Origin of the sequence: Nonomuraea sp. NPDC047529, assembly GCF_040642995.1 — a bacterium.
Taxonomy (GTDB): domain Bacteria; phylum Actinomycetota; class Actinomycetes; order Streptosporangiales; family Streptosporangiaceae; genus Nonomuraea.
This window is the reverse complement of record NZ_JBEYTJ010000026.1, coordinates 80663-93233: the sequence shown is the minus strand read 5'-3', so window position 1 is coordinate 93233 and position 12571 is coordinate 80663. Positions and strand designations below refer to the sequence as shown.

General features: G+C 70.2%; 12 protein-coding genes. 7 read left to right on the top strand and 5 right to left on the bottom strand.

Translation table 11 applies throughout. From position 1 onward, the window contains the following. Positions 1-97: 97 nt before the first annotated feature. From ABZ815_RS33620 to ABZ815_RS33605, 4 genes are read left to right on the top strand one after another with little or no spacing between them, the layout of a single operon-like run. Positions 98-1183, top strand: coding sequence for an extracellular solute-binding protein (locus tag ABZ815_RS33620; protein ID WP_357705155.1), 1086 nt, complete (start codon positions 98-100; stop codon positions 1181-1183). Then, the gene (locus ABZ815_RS33615; RefSeq protein ID WP_357705153.1) at positions 1180-2079 is read left to right on the top strand and encodes an ABC transporter permease subunit; all 900 of its coding nucleotides are present in this window, start codon (positions 1180-1182) and stop codon (positions 2077-2079) included. Before ABZ815_RS33620 ends, ABZ815_RS33615 begins: the two co-directional genes overlap by 4 nt. Then, a complete protein-coding gene (locus ABZ815_RS33610) occupies positions 2076-2900 on the top strand; it encodes an ABC transporter permease subunit (RefSeq protein ID WP_357705151.1) in 825 nt (274 codons plus the stop codon). Before ABZ815_RS33615 ends, ABZ815_RS33610 begins: the two co-directional genes overlap by 4 nt. Beyond that, entirely contained in the window at positions 2897-3916 is a 1020-nt protein-coding gene (locus tag ABZ815_RS33605) for an ABC transporter ATP-binding protein (protein WP_357705149.1), read from the top strand. The genes ABZ815_RS33610 and ABZ815_RS33605 overlap by 4 nt, the downstream gene beginning before the upstream one ends. 13 nt (positions 3917-3929) lie before the next feature. Here ABZ815_RS33605 and ABZ815_RS33600 read toward each other — a convergent pair whose 3' ends face one another. The 5 genes from ABZ815_RS33600 to ABZ815_RS33580 form a co-directional block, all read right to left on the bottom strand. Next, positions 3930-4382, bottom strand: a complete 453-nt coding sequence (locus tag ABZ815_RS33600) for a hypothetical protein (RefSeq protein ID WP_357705147.1) — start codon at positions 4380-4382, stop codon at positions 3930-3932. A 149-nt stretch (positions 4383-4531) separates the two neighbouring features. Next, the gene (locus ABZ815_RS33595; RefSeq protein WP_357705145.1) at positions 4532-6232 is read right to left on the bottom strand and encodes a tetratricopeptide repeat protein; all 1701 of its coding nucleotides are present in this window, start codon (positions 6230-6232) and stop codon (positions 4532-4534) included. A gap of 196 nt (positions 6233-6428) precedes the next feature. Next, on the bottom strand, positions 6429-7649 hold the full coding sequence (locus ABZ815_RS33590; RefSeq protein WP_357705143.1) for a DMT family transporter: 1221 nt from the start codon (positions 7647-7649) through the stop codon (positions 6429-6431). Between the two features lie 444 nt (positions 7650-8093). Continuing rightward, a complete protein-coding gene (locus ABZ815_RS33585; protein ID WP_357705141.1) occupies positions 8094-8582 on the bottom strand; it encodes a GNAT family N-acetyltransferase in 489 nt (162 codons plus the stop codon). Beyond that, positions 8579-9952, bottom strand: a complete 1374-nt coding sequence (locus ABZ815_RS33580) for an XRE family transcriptional regulator (protein WP_357705139.1) — start codon at positions 9950-9952, stop codon at positions 8579-8581. The genes ABZ815_RS33585 and ABZ815_RS33580 overlap by 4 nt, the downstream gene beginning before the upstream one ends. Before the next feature lie 449 nt (positions 9953-10401). On the opposite strand from ABZ815_RS33580, the gene ABZ815_RS33575 reads away from it, so the two are divergent. From ABZ815_RS33575 to ABZ815_RS33565, 3 genes are all read left to right on the top strand, one after another. Continuing rightward, positions 10402-10686: a hypothetical protein gene (locus ABZ815_RS33575; protein ID WP_357705137.1), complete on the top strand. Its 285-nt coding sequence runs from the start codon at positions 10402-10404 to the stop codon at positions 10684-10686. A gap of 544 nt (positions 10687-11230) precedes the next feature. Then, positions 11231-12118 carry a mechanosensitive ion channel family protein gene (locus ABZ815_RS33570; RefSeq protein WP_357705135.1) on the top strand — a complete coding sequence of 296 codons (888 nt, stop codon included), beginning with the start codon at positions 11231-11233 and terminating at the stop codon, positions 12116-12118. Positions 12119-12176: 58 nt separating this feature from the next. Then, complete coding sequence (locus tag ABZ815_RS33565) at positions 12177-12557, top strand: globin (protein ID WP_357705133.1); 381 nt, start codon at positions 12177-12179, stop codon at positions 12555-12557. Positions 12558-12571 lie beyond the last annotated feature (14 nt).

Sequence of the window (12571 nt, the reverse complement as noted above, 5' to 3'; positions counted from 1 at the left end):
ACACGTTGGCCGGACCGTTCCGCTGCACTAGACATGCCGGGGAAAAGACCTGCTCACGGCACTTGTCGAATTTACCGGGAATTAACCGAGGGTCCATATGAAGCATCGCACATGGGCGGTAATTGCCGCCTCATCCCTTTTCGCCCTCACCGCGTGCGGCAGTTCGGCCGGCGCCGGTGAATACGACTGGTCCGCCGCCCCGGACACCGGCAAGATCGCCGCCCAGGGCAAGGACCTGCCGACCTACGGCCTGGCCCCCGACTGGGCCAACTACGGCGAGGTCGTCAAGACGTTCTGCGCCAAGTACCAGGGCGCCTGCGCCCACAAGGACACCGACATGTCCTCCTCGGAGGAGATCGTCAAGTTCGACGCCGAGAAGGACAACCCGATCGGCACGGCCAGCGACATCGGCCTGATGTGGGGGCCGGTGGCCGAGGCCAAGGGCGTGGTGCCGGCGTACCTGCCGCCGTCGGCGGGCAAGCTCAAGGACTGGCAGAAGGGCAAGGGCGGCTGGGTCGCCACGTTCGTGGGCGCGCCCGCGTTCGTCGTCAACACCGACAAGGTGAGCATCCCGCCCAAGAGCTGGCAGGACCTGCTCAAGCCCGAGTACAAGGGCCAGATCGCCATCAAGAACCCGGCCTCGTCGGGCACCGGCCAGGCCATGGTCGTCGCCGCCGCGGTCGCCAACGGCGGCTCGGTGGACGACCTGACCCCCGCCTACACCTACTTCAAGAAGCTCAAGGACGCCGGCAACCTCAGCGACGTCAAGATGAGCGAGGAGACCCTGGAGAAGGGCGAGGCCCCCATCCAGATCAACTACGACTTCAACGGCCTGGCCCAGAAGGCCGCCCTGAAGGCCAAGAACGTCAACGTGGACGTGGTCATCCCCTCCGACGGCTCGGTCTGGTCGCCGTCCGGGATGATGATCAACAAGTACAACACCGCCAAGGGCGACTTCCTCAAGGGCCTGCTCGACTACGTGCTCTCCGACGAGGCCCAGACGCTGTTCGCCAAGTTCGGCGCCCGGCCGATCCGCGCGCTCAACGGCGACCTCCAGCTCCCCGCCGACGCCAAGGCCAACTGGCTGCCCGAGGAGTCGTACGCGCCGGTCAAGGAGATCGAGATCACGAAGGTCAATCCGGAGCAGATCGTCGCCGACTGGGAGGCGAAGGTCCTCGCGTGACGTCCCACATCACGGAGTCCGTGGCGGCTCCACCGGCCGCCCGTCGCAGGGCCCCGGGCAAGCTGTTCACCGCCTGGGGCCCGGCCCTGCCGCTGCTGCTGTTCACCCTGGCCACGCTGGTCCTGCCGGCGCTGCGGCTGCTGCACGACACCTTCGCCCTGCCCGACGGGAGCTACGGCTTCGACCACATCGTCAAGGTGGCCGGGAACCCGGTGGACCGCCAGGCCATCGGCGGCTCGCTCGCGCTCGGCCTGACCCAGGCCACGCTGGCCACCGCGCTCGGCGCGCCCGCCGCCTGGCTCATCACCCGGATGCGCCTCGGCGGCCGGGCCTTCTGGCTGTCGCTGATGAACGTCGCCTCGAACTTCGCCGGCATCGGCCTGGCCTTCGGCTTCGTCGCGCTGATCGGCTCGACCGGCATGCTGACGCTCGTGCTCAAGGGCCTGTTCGGGATCGAGGACAACCCGTTCCCCTCGCTCGGCTCCTTCAACGGCATGAACGTCGTCTACCTGTACTTCAACATCCCGATGTTCGTGCTGCTCACCCTGCCCGCGCTGAGCGTGCTCAAGGACGACTGGCAGGAGGCCGCCGCGGTCTGCCACGCCACCAGATGGCAGTTCTGGCGGTACGTCGGCCTGCCCGTACTCTCCCCGTTCGTGATCGCGGGCTGGCTGCTCGTCTTCACCTGGACGATCGGCGTCTACGCCGTCGCGTACGCCATCGGCTCCTCCCCCAGCGCGACCAAGCTCATCACCCTGCAGATCGGCACCACGCTGGAGTCCTCGGTGTTCGGCCTCGGCCGCGCCGCCGTGCTGTCGGTGCTGCTGATGATCCTGGCCATCGGGGCGACCCTGCTCTACCGGCTTTCGCTGAGGCGCGCTGCGAGGTGGCTGTGAGACGCCGCGTCTTCCTCGGCCTGCTCGCCGTCTACTTCGGGCTGCCGCTGCTGGCCGCCCTGCTGTACTCCGTGGCCACCCGCTGGACCGACACGCCGCTGCCCGACGGCTACACCCTGGCCCACTGGACCGGCGTGTTCGCCAAGCCGGACGTCATGGCCGCGCTCGGCCGCTCGCTCGTGCTCTCGGCGGTCGTCGTGGTGATCGAGATCGTGCTCGTCGTGCCGGCCGCGTACTGGTCGGTCGTGCACAACCCGCGCATCGGGTCGATCGTCCAGACGATCTCGGTGATCCCGTTCGCCATCCCGTGGGTGGTCGTCGGCGCGGGCCTCCAGCTCGTCACCAAGTCGGTCGCGCCCGAGCTGTTCGGCACGTTCTGGCTGCTGGCCGCCGCGACCGCGGCGATCGCGTTCCCGTTCATGTACCGGGCGGTGGAGAGCTCGCTGCTGGCGGCGGGGGCCGTGCGGCTCAGCGAGGCCGCCGCCACGTGCGGCGCCGGGCCGGCCGCCACCCTGATCAGGGTGATCCTCCCGGCGATCCGCGGCGGCGTGGTCTCCGGCGCGCTGCTGGTCATCGCGACCGCCATGAACGAGTTCGCGCTCGCCAAGATCCTCACCGGCGTCAGCTACGAGACGCTGCCGCTCTGGTCGGCCAGGCAGTTCGTCTCCCGGACGCTCGGCGACCCCAACGCGCTGGCCGTCGTCACCATCTTCACCTTCGGCCTGCTGTTCGCGCTGTCCGCGCTGGTCGTCTGGCTCGGCCGCGGCCGGGTGAGCGCGTCCATGGCCACCGCTCCGGTCCAGAAGGGCACCACTCCATGAGCCACGTCGTACTCGACCGCATCACCAAGCGCTACGCCGGCCACACCGCGCTCAACGGCGTGAGCGTCAGCGTCGAGCAGGGTGAGATGCTGGCCCTGCTCGGGCCGTCCGGCTGCGGCAAGACCACGCTGCTGCGCTGCATCGCGGGCCTGACCGGGTTCGACGGCGGGCGGCTGACGATCGGCGGCGCCGACATGGCGGGCGTGCCGGTGCGCAAGCGGCCCATCGGCATGGTCTTCCAGTCGTACGCGCTGTTCCCCAACCTCACCGTACGCGGCAACGTCGCCTTTCCCCTGACCGTCAGGAAGCGGCCGAAGGAGGAGGTCAGGGCCCGCGTGGACGAGATGCTCGACCTCGTCGGCCTCGACCACCTCGGCGACCGCCTGCCGAACCAGCTCTCCGGCGGCCAGCAGCAGCGCGTCGCCCTGGCCCGCGCGCTGTCCCCCCGCCCCGAGGTGCTGCTGCTGGACGAACCCCTGTCCGCCCTGGACGCCCAGGTACGCCACCGCCTGCGCGACGAGGTCCGCCGCATCCAGCACCAGGTCGGCATCACCACCGTCTTCGTCACCCACGACCAGGCCGAGGCGCTGGCGATCTCCGACCGGGTCGCGGTGATGAACGCCGGCGACATCGAGCAGTGCGGGCCGCCCGCCGAGATCTACACCGCCCCCTCCACCCGTTTCGCCGCCGGCTTCGTCGGCAACCGCAACACCCTCGAACTCGACGCGGTGGAGGGCCGGGTCACCGCGGGCGGCGCGTTCGACGTCGAGGCGCCCGCCCCCCGTGTCCTGTGCATGTTCCGCCCCGAGGACGTCGAGCTGGCCAAGGACGGCCCGGGGGCGCGGGCGGTCGTGGACGTGACGGTGTTCCTGGGCGCGACCACCCGCGTGTACGCCCAGGCGGGCCCTTCGGTGATCTTCGCCGACCTGCCGTCCAGGGCCGCCGCCGGCCTGTCCCCCGGCGACGAGGTGCACCTGCGGGTCGCCGCCGACCACGTCCAGGTGTTCCCCGCCTGACCACTCCCAGTCGTCAGCCGCCGAGGCCGAACCAGAGCACGGCGAACACGCCGCACGGCAGGGCGGCCAGGGTCAGCGCGATCAGCACCCGCCAGCGCGGCGCGACCCCCGGCCCGGTCACGAACGCCGCGACGGCTCCCGCCCCGGCGAAGACGACCGCGGCGCCCACGGCGTGCGCGGCGGTGGACGGCCACGACGGCAGCAGCTTCCCGGTGGCCCAGAACGCCACCGCCGCCCCGGCGGCCACCAGGGCCGCCCGCCGCGCGGGCCGCACGTCCACGCGGTCCAGCACGTACGCGGCCCCGGCCAGCATGACCAGGCTGATCGCCAGGAGGAGGCCGAGGGCCGGGGCCAGGCAGTCCCAGTCGGCGCAGCCGACGCCCGCCCACGTCAGCCGGGCGGTGGCCCACCACAACACCCCCAGCGCCCCGCACACCCCCGCAGCTCGCCCAATACGCCCCGTCATACATCAATCGTCCCACCGCCAGAAGGAACAGACCGCTGCCAGGTGAAACGGGCCGCTTGCCAGGTGAACCGGCCGCCCTCAGGAGGAACGGGCCAGGCGAGCGGCCGTGGTCAGGAGGAACGCGTCGCTGCCAGGCGAAGCGGCCGTGGTCAGGAGGAGCGGGTCGCGCGGAGCTCGTCGGCTTCGGCCTCGGCGGTTCTGCCCAGGGCGCGCAGGGCGACGGCGCGGTTGGCGTACAGGTCGGGCTGCCGGTCCAGCTCGACGGCTCTGCTCAGATCCGCGACCGCGCCCTCGGCGTCGCCCGCGGCGTAACGCAGCACGCCCCGGTTCCCCCAGGCGGCGGCCAGCTCGGGAGCGCGTTCCAGGGCCAGGTCGAGGGCCGCCGCGGCCTCCTCGAAGCGGCCCGCCGCCGTCTCCAGCTGACCGAGCACGGTGAGCAGGTGCGGGTTCTCCGGCGCGCGGGCGAGCCCGGCCGTGACGTCGGCCCTGGCCTCCTCGTCCCGGTCCGCCGCCGCCAGCAGCCCGGCGCGGTTGACGTAGGCGTCCAGGTAGGCGGGGTCCAGCTCGATCACCGTGCCCAGGTCCGCCAGCGCCCCCGCCACGTCACCCCGCACGGTACGCAGCTCCGCCCGGTTGTAGTACGCCTCCGGCAGCGGCGGCCCGGCCCGCATGGCCCGTTCGTAGTCGGCCAGCGCCTCCTCGGTCAGCCCCAGCCCGAACAGCAGGTTCCCGCGCTCCAGATAGGTGTCGGGGAAGGCCGGGTCGATGGCGATGGCGGCGGTGTAGTCCTCCAGGGCCTCCTTGGGGTGGCCGAGCGCGGCGAGGAGCTGGGCCCGGTTGGCCAGCAGCACCATCCGGTGCACGGGGTGCCGGTCGCCCAGCTCGGCGGCCAGCTCGATGGCCGACTCCACCAGCGACAGCGCGGCTTGCGGCCGTCCGTTCCGCAGCTCGATCAGCGCCAGGCCGTTGCGGTCGAAGCCGAGTTTGAAGGCCCGTTCCAGGGGGTCGGGCAGCAGCCCCGCGATGGCGATGGCCTCGTTGATCCAGCGCCGGGCCCGGCCCAGGTCGCGCCGCGCGGGGTCGGGGTGGCGGGCGTCGAGCATGGCCGTCCCGTACGCGGCGGCGGCGTGCACGACCGGGTCCTGGCTGGCCGCGCGTACGTGGTCCCACAGCGCCCGCGCCTCCTGGACGCGGCCGAGGCCGCCGAGCGCGGTGGCGGTGCGCTGGGCGAAGCGCCACCACCGGGCCTCCCCCGGCTCCGTACGATCCAGGCCCCGCTCGCCCAGCTCGGCCGCGGCGTGCAGGAAGCCCTCGCGCATGCAACGGTCCACCAGGGGCCACAGCTCGTCGGCGGCACGCTCGTCGGGGGGCGGCTCGGGCCCGTCGGCGTACACCAGGACGGTGAGCGTGCCGGCCGGGACGCGCCGGGTCAGGACGTCCAGGAGCTCGGTGTCGGTCGGGTCGGCGTGCGCGCCGTTGCACACCGCGAGCGTCGAGCCCGGCGGCACGGCGGCCCGGACGAACTCGGCGATCCCGTTGGCCAGCCTCAGCGTCCGGCGGGGCGCCGGCACCAGGATGCGCTCCTCGTCGGGCAGCCCCGCGTCGATGGTCATGCGCCGGGCGGGCACCTGAGCGGCCAGCTCGGGTGCGGCCGCCCGGATCTCGATGTCGTACGCCGCGACCAGCTCGGGCGGCGCGCCCGGCACCAGACGGCGCAGCAGGGCGGCGCCCACGGTGTAGGGGCCGCGCGGCCGGCGATGCGCGTCCATCACCGGCATCAGCAGCCGTACGGCCCCCCATCGGGCAGGTGGCCCGCCCTGGACGCTGAGGTGGGACCTGTCCCCGGTCACCCCTTGTGGATGACGCCTGCGGTCCCTGCGAGCCTCGCGGTGCCTGGCTTACGGACGACGATGCGCTTCATGACGTGCCTCTCCGATGGGTGTGATTTCCCATTATTCGGACACTCAACCGGATATCAAGATTTATAGGGAATAGGTGGTGGTTTAACGAATAAGTAGCACCTGGCTTTTGTGCGCGTCCCGCAGCCTATTGAGACCGAAACCAATGTTCGACCGCCGCGACCCGCGTCTGTTCCGATTCCTCCATCAACGTGCACAGGCACCGCCCGACCAGCGTGACGGACTGGCAGCAGCCGGGCCCCGGCAACTTCTTGGCGCGGACGATCGCGGTCGCCCGCTCGATCAGCCGCTCCAGGCTCGGCTCGCCGCCGCCCTTCAGCGCGTGCGCGTTCCACGGGCACGACTCGACGTCCCCGCACGCGCTCTTGGCGATGAACGGCGCCGGCCCCGGCTCCAAAGGCAGCCGTTCCTCACGCTTGATCCGCAGGTCGGCCAGCACCAGTGCGGCACGGCGGGAGACCGCCAGCAGGTCGCGCCTGCCCGGCTGGTCCACTTTTCCCTTGGCGGCCCTCTCGGGCAGGGCCAGCAGCATGGCCGCGGCCATGAGCCCGCCGCCCATCACCATGCTCCAGCCCACCTGCTCGTGGAACCAGATGACCGCGATGGCGGCCACCCAGAGGGGCTGCGAGGACATCATGATCGCGCTGGGCACCGCCGGCACGTGCTTCTGCCCGTACGAGCGGGCCAGGAAGCCCAGGGCGCACGACACCACGGCCAGATGGGCGAGGATCGCCCAGTCGGGCAGGCTGGACGGCAGCGTGATCCCGCCGCGCAACGCGAAGCCCCCTGTGAGCAGCCCGATGGTGAAGAGCTGGATCGTGGTCAGCGCGTACGCCTGGAAGCGCTCGCCCTTCTTGGACAGCTCGGCGAGCATGAGCGTGTGGGCCGAGTAGAGCGCCGCGGCCGAGAGCGTGACGCCGAGCGCGAGCAGCGAGACCTCGTGGTCCTCGACCCCGCGCAGCAGCGTGAACACGGTCATCCCGGCCATGGCGAGCACCACGCCCGCCCACACCCGCCGCGGCGCCCGGCTCCTGAACATCACCAGGGCCAGGACGGGCGTGATCACCACGCTGCACCCCACGGCGAACCCTGACACCGCGGAGGGCAGGCTGTGCAGCGCGAGCGCCTGAGCGGTCTGTCCGACACCGAACAGCAGCCCCAGCACGAGCCCGTTGACCCACGTCCTGCGCGACAGCCCCCGAAGGCAGCGAGGCCGGATGAGCAGCAGCGTCAGCGCCGCGACGAGGTACCGCTCGGCCAGCAGGTCCTCGACAGGTAACCGGAGAATGAGGTCCTTCATCAGCGGGAACGCCGACCCCCAAGCGGCGCTGACGAACAACAGAAGCACGGCTCCCAAGAGGGGTCGGGGAGCGGGCACGACTGCCATGGAGCAGAGCATGCCACTACTAAGAGCATTCGCCAGGGCACGTGACGAAGCCGGTGAGGCTCCTGTTCCACTCGGAGTTAAGAGCCTCACTCGCAGGCCCGAAACATCCATACCGGCGTCGGCGAAAACTGTTCTTTCCTGCGGTTACTACCTAGTAAGGCGAGGTTCTCACCATTCGCACGATGTGCCGGCGCGTACGCGGACCGTGCGGGCGAACCGATGCCGCACCCCGGGGCCGTCACTCTCCGCGAGCGCCGCGAGGCGGGATGGACACGCCTGAGCGTAAAAGCTCGCAGGAGCCCTGCGGGGACGGAAAGGGAGAACGAGCCAGGGCAAGCCAGGGCCCCAGGAGGGGATGGGGCGTGCCGCCGGGTCCGGAAGCGTCGGACCCTCGACGTGTGGGAGCTAGAGCTCCATGGCCGGCGCGCGCGCCAGCCGTTTCTCGCCGTAGATGACGACGAGGTCGCCCACCTGGCAGCGGGAGAGCTCACGCCAGCCCTGACGGGCGTAGAGCGCGAGGGCCGCCCCCTGGTTGAGCGTGGTGTCGCCGCGCAGGCTGCTGAAGCCGAGCTCCAAGGCGCGGTCTTCGAGGGCCGAGAGCATGGCGCCGCCGTAGCCGCGCCGCTGGAACTCGGGATGCACCCTGAGCCTGCACACCTCGGCGGTCTCCCGGTCGACGGGTTTCAGGCCGCCCATGGCGACCACCCGTGAGCCGGTCTCGCCGACGATGAAGTCACCTCCGCAGGCCAGGTAGATCTCCTGGATGCGGGGGAAGTCGTCGTCGTAGTAGACGCCGTCGCCGGGGTGGAGGCCCACCTCGGCGAGGCAGATCCGGTGTAGCGCGAGGATGGTGTCGAGATCGGACCAGCGGTACCGCCGGATCTTCAACGTCATCCACCGCTCCCTTCCTTCTGGGCCGACCTTCGACGCAACTCGGCGCTGAATTCGGCCAGCATGTGATGTTTGTCGACCTTTTTCATGATCGCCTGCTCCAGAGCGAGCGCCGGGCGGATGATGAGGTCCGTAAGGTATTCATCCCCCAAAGCGCGCAAGGCTTTCGTGCCGATTTGAAGGGCTTCGTCGACGTCGCCCTCCAGGAGGCGGCACTGGGCCTGGTCGAGCCTGATCAGGGTCTGGTCGAGGATGTGGTCCTCGTACTTGCCGAGCGCCTGGTCGAGCACCACCTCGGCCTCGATGGTCTGGCCGAGCTTGGTGAGCACGTCGCCCTGGTAGAAGTAGAGCTGTTTCTCGGTGTAGCCGAAGGCCATGTCCTCCTGCTCCTCGCTCTTCATGTGCGCGAAAGCGCTCCTGGCCCTGGCCAGCGCCCGTTTGGCCTGGTCGACCACCTCTTTCTTGCTGTCGGTGCCCGAGAGCATGGCCAGGGCCCGCGCCTCGACGACCGGCGCCATCGCCTGGGCCACGCACGGAACGGTGCCCGCCAGGTCACGGCTCTTCTTGGCGAGGTTGAGGGCTTCGCGGGCGTCGCCGTAGTAGAGGGGTACGAGCGACTCCCTGGCCGTGATCCACGCCCGCAGCGCACGGTCGCCGGTCTCGTCGGCGGCGATGCGGCCGGTGCGGAAGAACGACCGGGCCAGCCGGTGGTCGCCGAGATTGATCATCACCATGCCGCTCAGGCCGGCCAGCTGCGCGGCCATGCGGCACAGCCGGTCCTGGAGGTCGATCGGCTGCCGCTGGGACAGCGCCGTACGGACCGCGCTCAGCTCCAGCAGCACGTCGCACAGCAACCGCAACGGGGGCGTCGTGGTGTACTGGCGGCCGAAGGCGAGCGTCGCCTCCTCCCACTGGTCGAGCATCCCGCCCGAGACGGTGGCCGAGACCAGCGTCTGGTCCATCCGCCGCCGGATGCCCTCGCACGCGCCCAGCATCGCCCCGTCGAACTGCTGCTTGAACGAGACGTCGGTGTCGAGCAGATTTAACAACGTGCGCCGCAGGATGTTCTCGTCCTCCTGGGCGTCGGCCTCGACGGTCACCGGTTGCAGGACCAGGTCGCGAGGGAGCGACGCCGACCCCATGCGCTGGGTGATCTCGGCGAGCGCGCCCGGCATGCGGTGGCCGTGGCCGCAGATGCAGGGGCCGTCGAAGCCGAGCTCGATGGGCTCGACCCGGTAGACCGTGCACAGGTAGTGCAGGTATTCGGGACCCGGGCGCTTGAGCCCGCTCTCGTACGCCGACAGCAACGTCTCGCCGATGCCCGGCGGCGCCTTGGCGTCGCGCTCGAACAACGCGCGCACCTGTTCGATCACGTCCGCGAGTGCGATGCCGTAGGACAGGCGGTGCGCTTTGATGCGGGTCGTGCTGAACTGTGGTGAGCACGCTTCGTGGATCTCTTCAGCTATCTGGGCGGAGGTGCGCCCGGTGGCAAGGCCCTTGGCCCTGACCCGCCGGGCTATCTCCGTTTCCCTGTGCTGCCTGCCGGACATCCCGGCCCCTCTCCCGATGTCTCGACCCATCAAGACTGGTGACTCAGCGTAGCCCTCAGGTAGCTCTTCGCCTAGAGATGACTATGAGGCAGTGAGGACCGTTTGAAAACGTGCTCATCAAGCCTACGGTTAAGGATCGTCCTCCGAGGGGTCGTTTCTTACAACCCACGAGGGAATAGCCACTCCCTGTGATCACCACAGTGGCGTTGCGTGTGCTGTTGACTTGAGCCATGTTTGGCCCACCAGCAACGATTCCCAGGGAGGACGAGAAGGTGACGGACGACAAGAACGGACATCTGCAGCGCCTCGTATCCGAGCTCGGCGCTCGCGGTCTGCTCGCACGAGTGGTCCAGACCCAGAGCGGCCGGCAGTTCGTACGCGTCATCAACCCGAAGGCGACGAGCCTGTCCGAGAACGTCACCTGCCGCCCGGCGAACGCCTCGGACCTTCCCGACTGGTGGTACTGCTGGTCCTGGGGCGAACCCATGCACACGGCCGACGACCCGGCCGGTGCCGCGACCAAGGTCGCACGCGTGCTCGCCGCGGTGGGAGAGTGACGACGCGGTGATCCGGGTGGAGCGCAGCCACCACGGGTCACCGTCCCCACGGCGGCCTCGCGGGGCCGGCGGGACGATCGGTGCGGAGGGCGTCCGGGTTCCCGGGCCCCTGATCGTCCCGCCGGTTCCGGCCCTTTCGCGCGGGCGGGTGCCCGTGCGCGCAGGACAGCCCGGCGGGTGCCCCCGCCGGGTGCCGGGGGGATCACCTCCCCCCTTGGAACCGGAACGGGACACGCTTCCGGGTGCGTGGCCCGTCCGAGCCGTCCGTCATCGGAGCGTCCGGTCTCTCCCTCCGCGGCCCAGAGACCTGGCGACCCCGTCTTCCCCGGCGTGATGTGACGGCGGCCGGTTCGGTCAGCGGTATTTTTAGATCCAATTGGACTGATTTGCCGCTGACCGAACCGCTTCCTGAGGGGGAATCCACCCAGTGTTCCTGTTGGTGACATCGGGGCCATCACCGACGCCCGCGCCGACGGAGTCGTCGCTCGTGCAGGACTTGGACAAAGTGAGCTCGCAGATGGCGCAAGCCTGTCAAGGTGACACAGTGATCTGTGGTCCCCTGGTCGACTGGCTGGGCAACGTATCGTGGGCGCCGTTGCTGGCGAGCTTGATCACCATCGTCCTGATCCTGATCTTCGGGTTCGTCGTGCGGAACATCTCGCACCGTGTGATCACGAAGGTGGTGACCCGGGCGGCCACCGGCGGCTCGCTCGCCAACAGGTTCCGCCGCAACGCCGCCACCGACGGCATCGACGCGCTGCTGCACGAGCGCCGCAAGCAGCGGGCCGAGACCATGGGCTCGGTGCTCAAGCACATCGCCTCCATCGTCGTCCTCGGCACCGCCATCCTGACCGTGCTCGACCGGCTGACGATCCCCATCGCTCCCCTGCTGACCAGCGTCGGCATCCTGGGCGTCGCGATCGGCTTCGGCGCCCAGGAGCTGGTGAAGGACTTCATCGCCGGCATGTTCATGCTGCTGGAGGACCAGTACGGCGTGGGCGACGTGATCGACGCGGGCGCCGCCGTCGGCACCGTCGAGGCGGTCACCCTGCGCGTCACCCGGCTGCGCGACGCCGACGGCCGCGTCTGGTACGTGCGCAACGGCACGATCACCCGCGTCGGCAACGAGTCGCAGGGCTGGTCGCGGGCCTACTTCGACGTCCCGGTGGCCTACGACGCCGACATCACCGCCGTGCGCGCGGCGCTGGAGATCGTGGCCGAGGAGATCTGGGCCGACCCCGAGTTCCGCGAGAGCGTGATCGTGGAGCAGCCTCAGGTGTACGGCGTGGAGCAGCTCTCCGACAGCGCCCTGGTGTTCCGCATCACCGCCAAGACGCTGCCCTCCCACCAGGCCGAGGTCGCCCGGGAGATCCGGCTCAGGGTGAAGTCCGCCCTCGACTCGGCCGGCATCCCCATGGTCGCCCACGCATAGGCGCCGCCCCTGCCACCTGCGGTTGGCCGCCGAACGCGGCCGACCGTAGGCTGAGAGCGTGACTGAGACCTCCTTCTACGACGCCGTAGGCGGCGAGGAGACCTTCCGCCGCCTTGTCCACCGTTTCTACGAAGGTGTCGCGGAAGACCCGCTGCTGCGGCCGCTCTACCCCGAGCCCGACCTGACGGGCGCCGAAGACCGGCTGCGTGGATTCCTGATCCAGTATTGGGGCGGCCCCAACACCTACAGCCAGGAGCGCGGCCATCCCCGGCTGCGCATGCGCCATGTGCCGTTCGTGATCGGGGAGGCCGAGCGCGACGCCTGGCTGCGGCACATGCGTGACGCGGTCGACTCGCTCGACCTGTCCGAGGAGCAGGCGACCCGACTTTGGGACTATCTGGTGTACGCGGCCCAGAGCTTGGTGAACTCGCCGACATAACGGGCATGACGCCC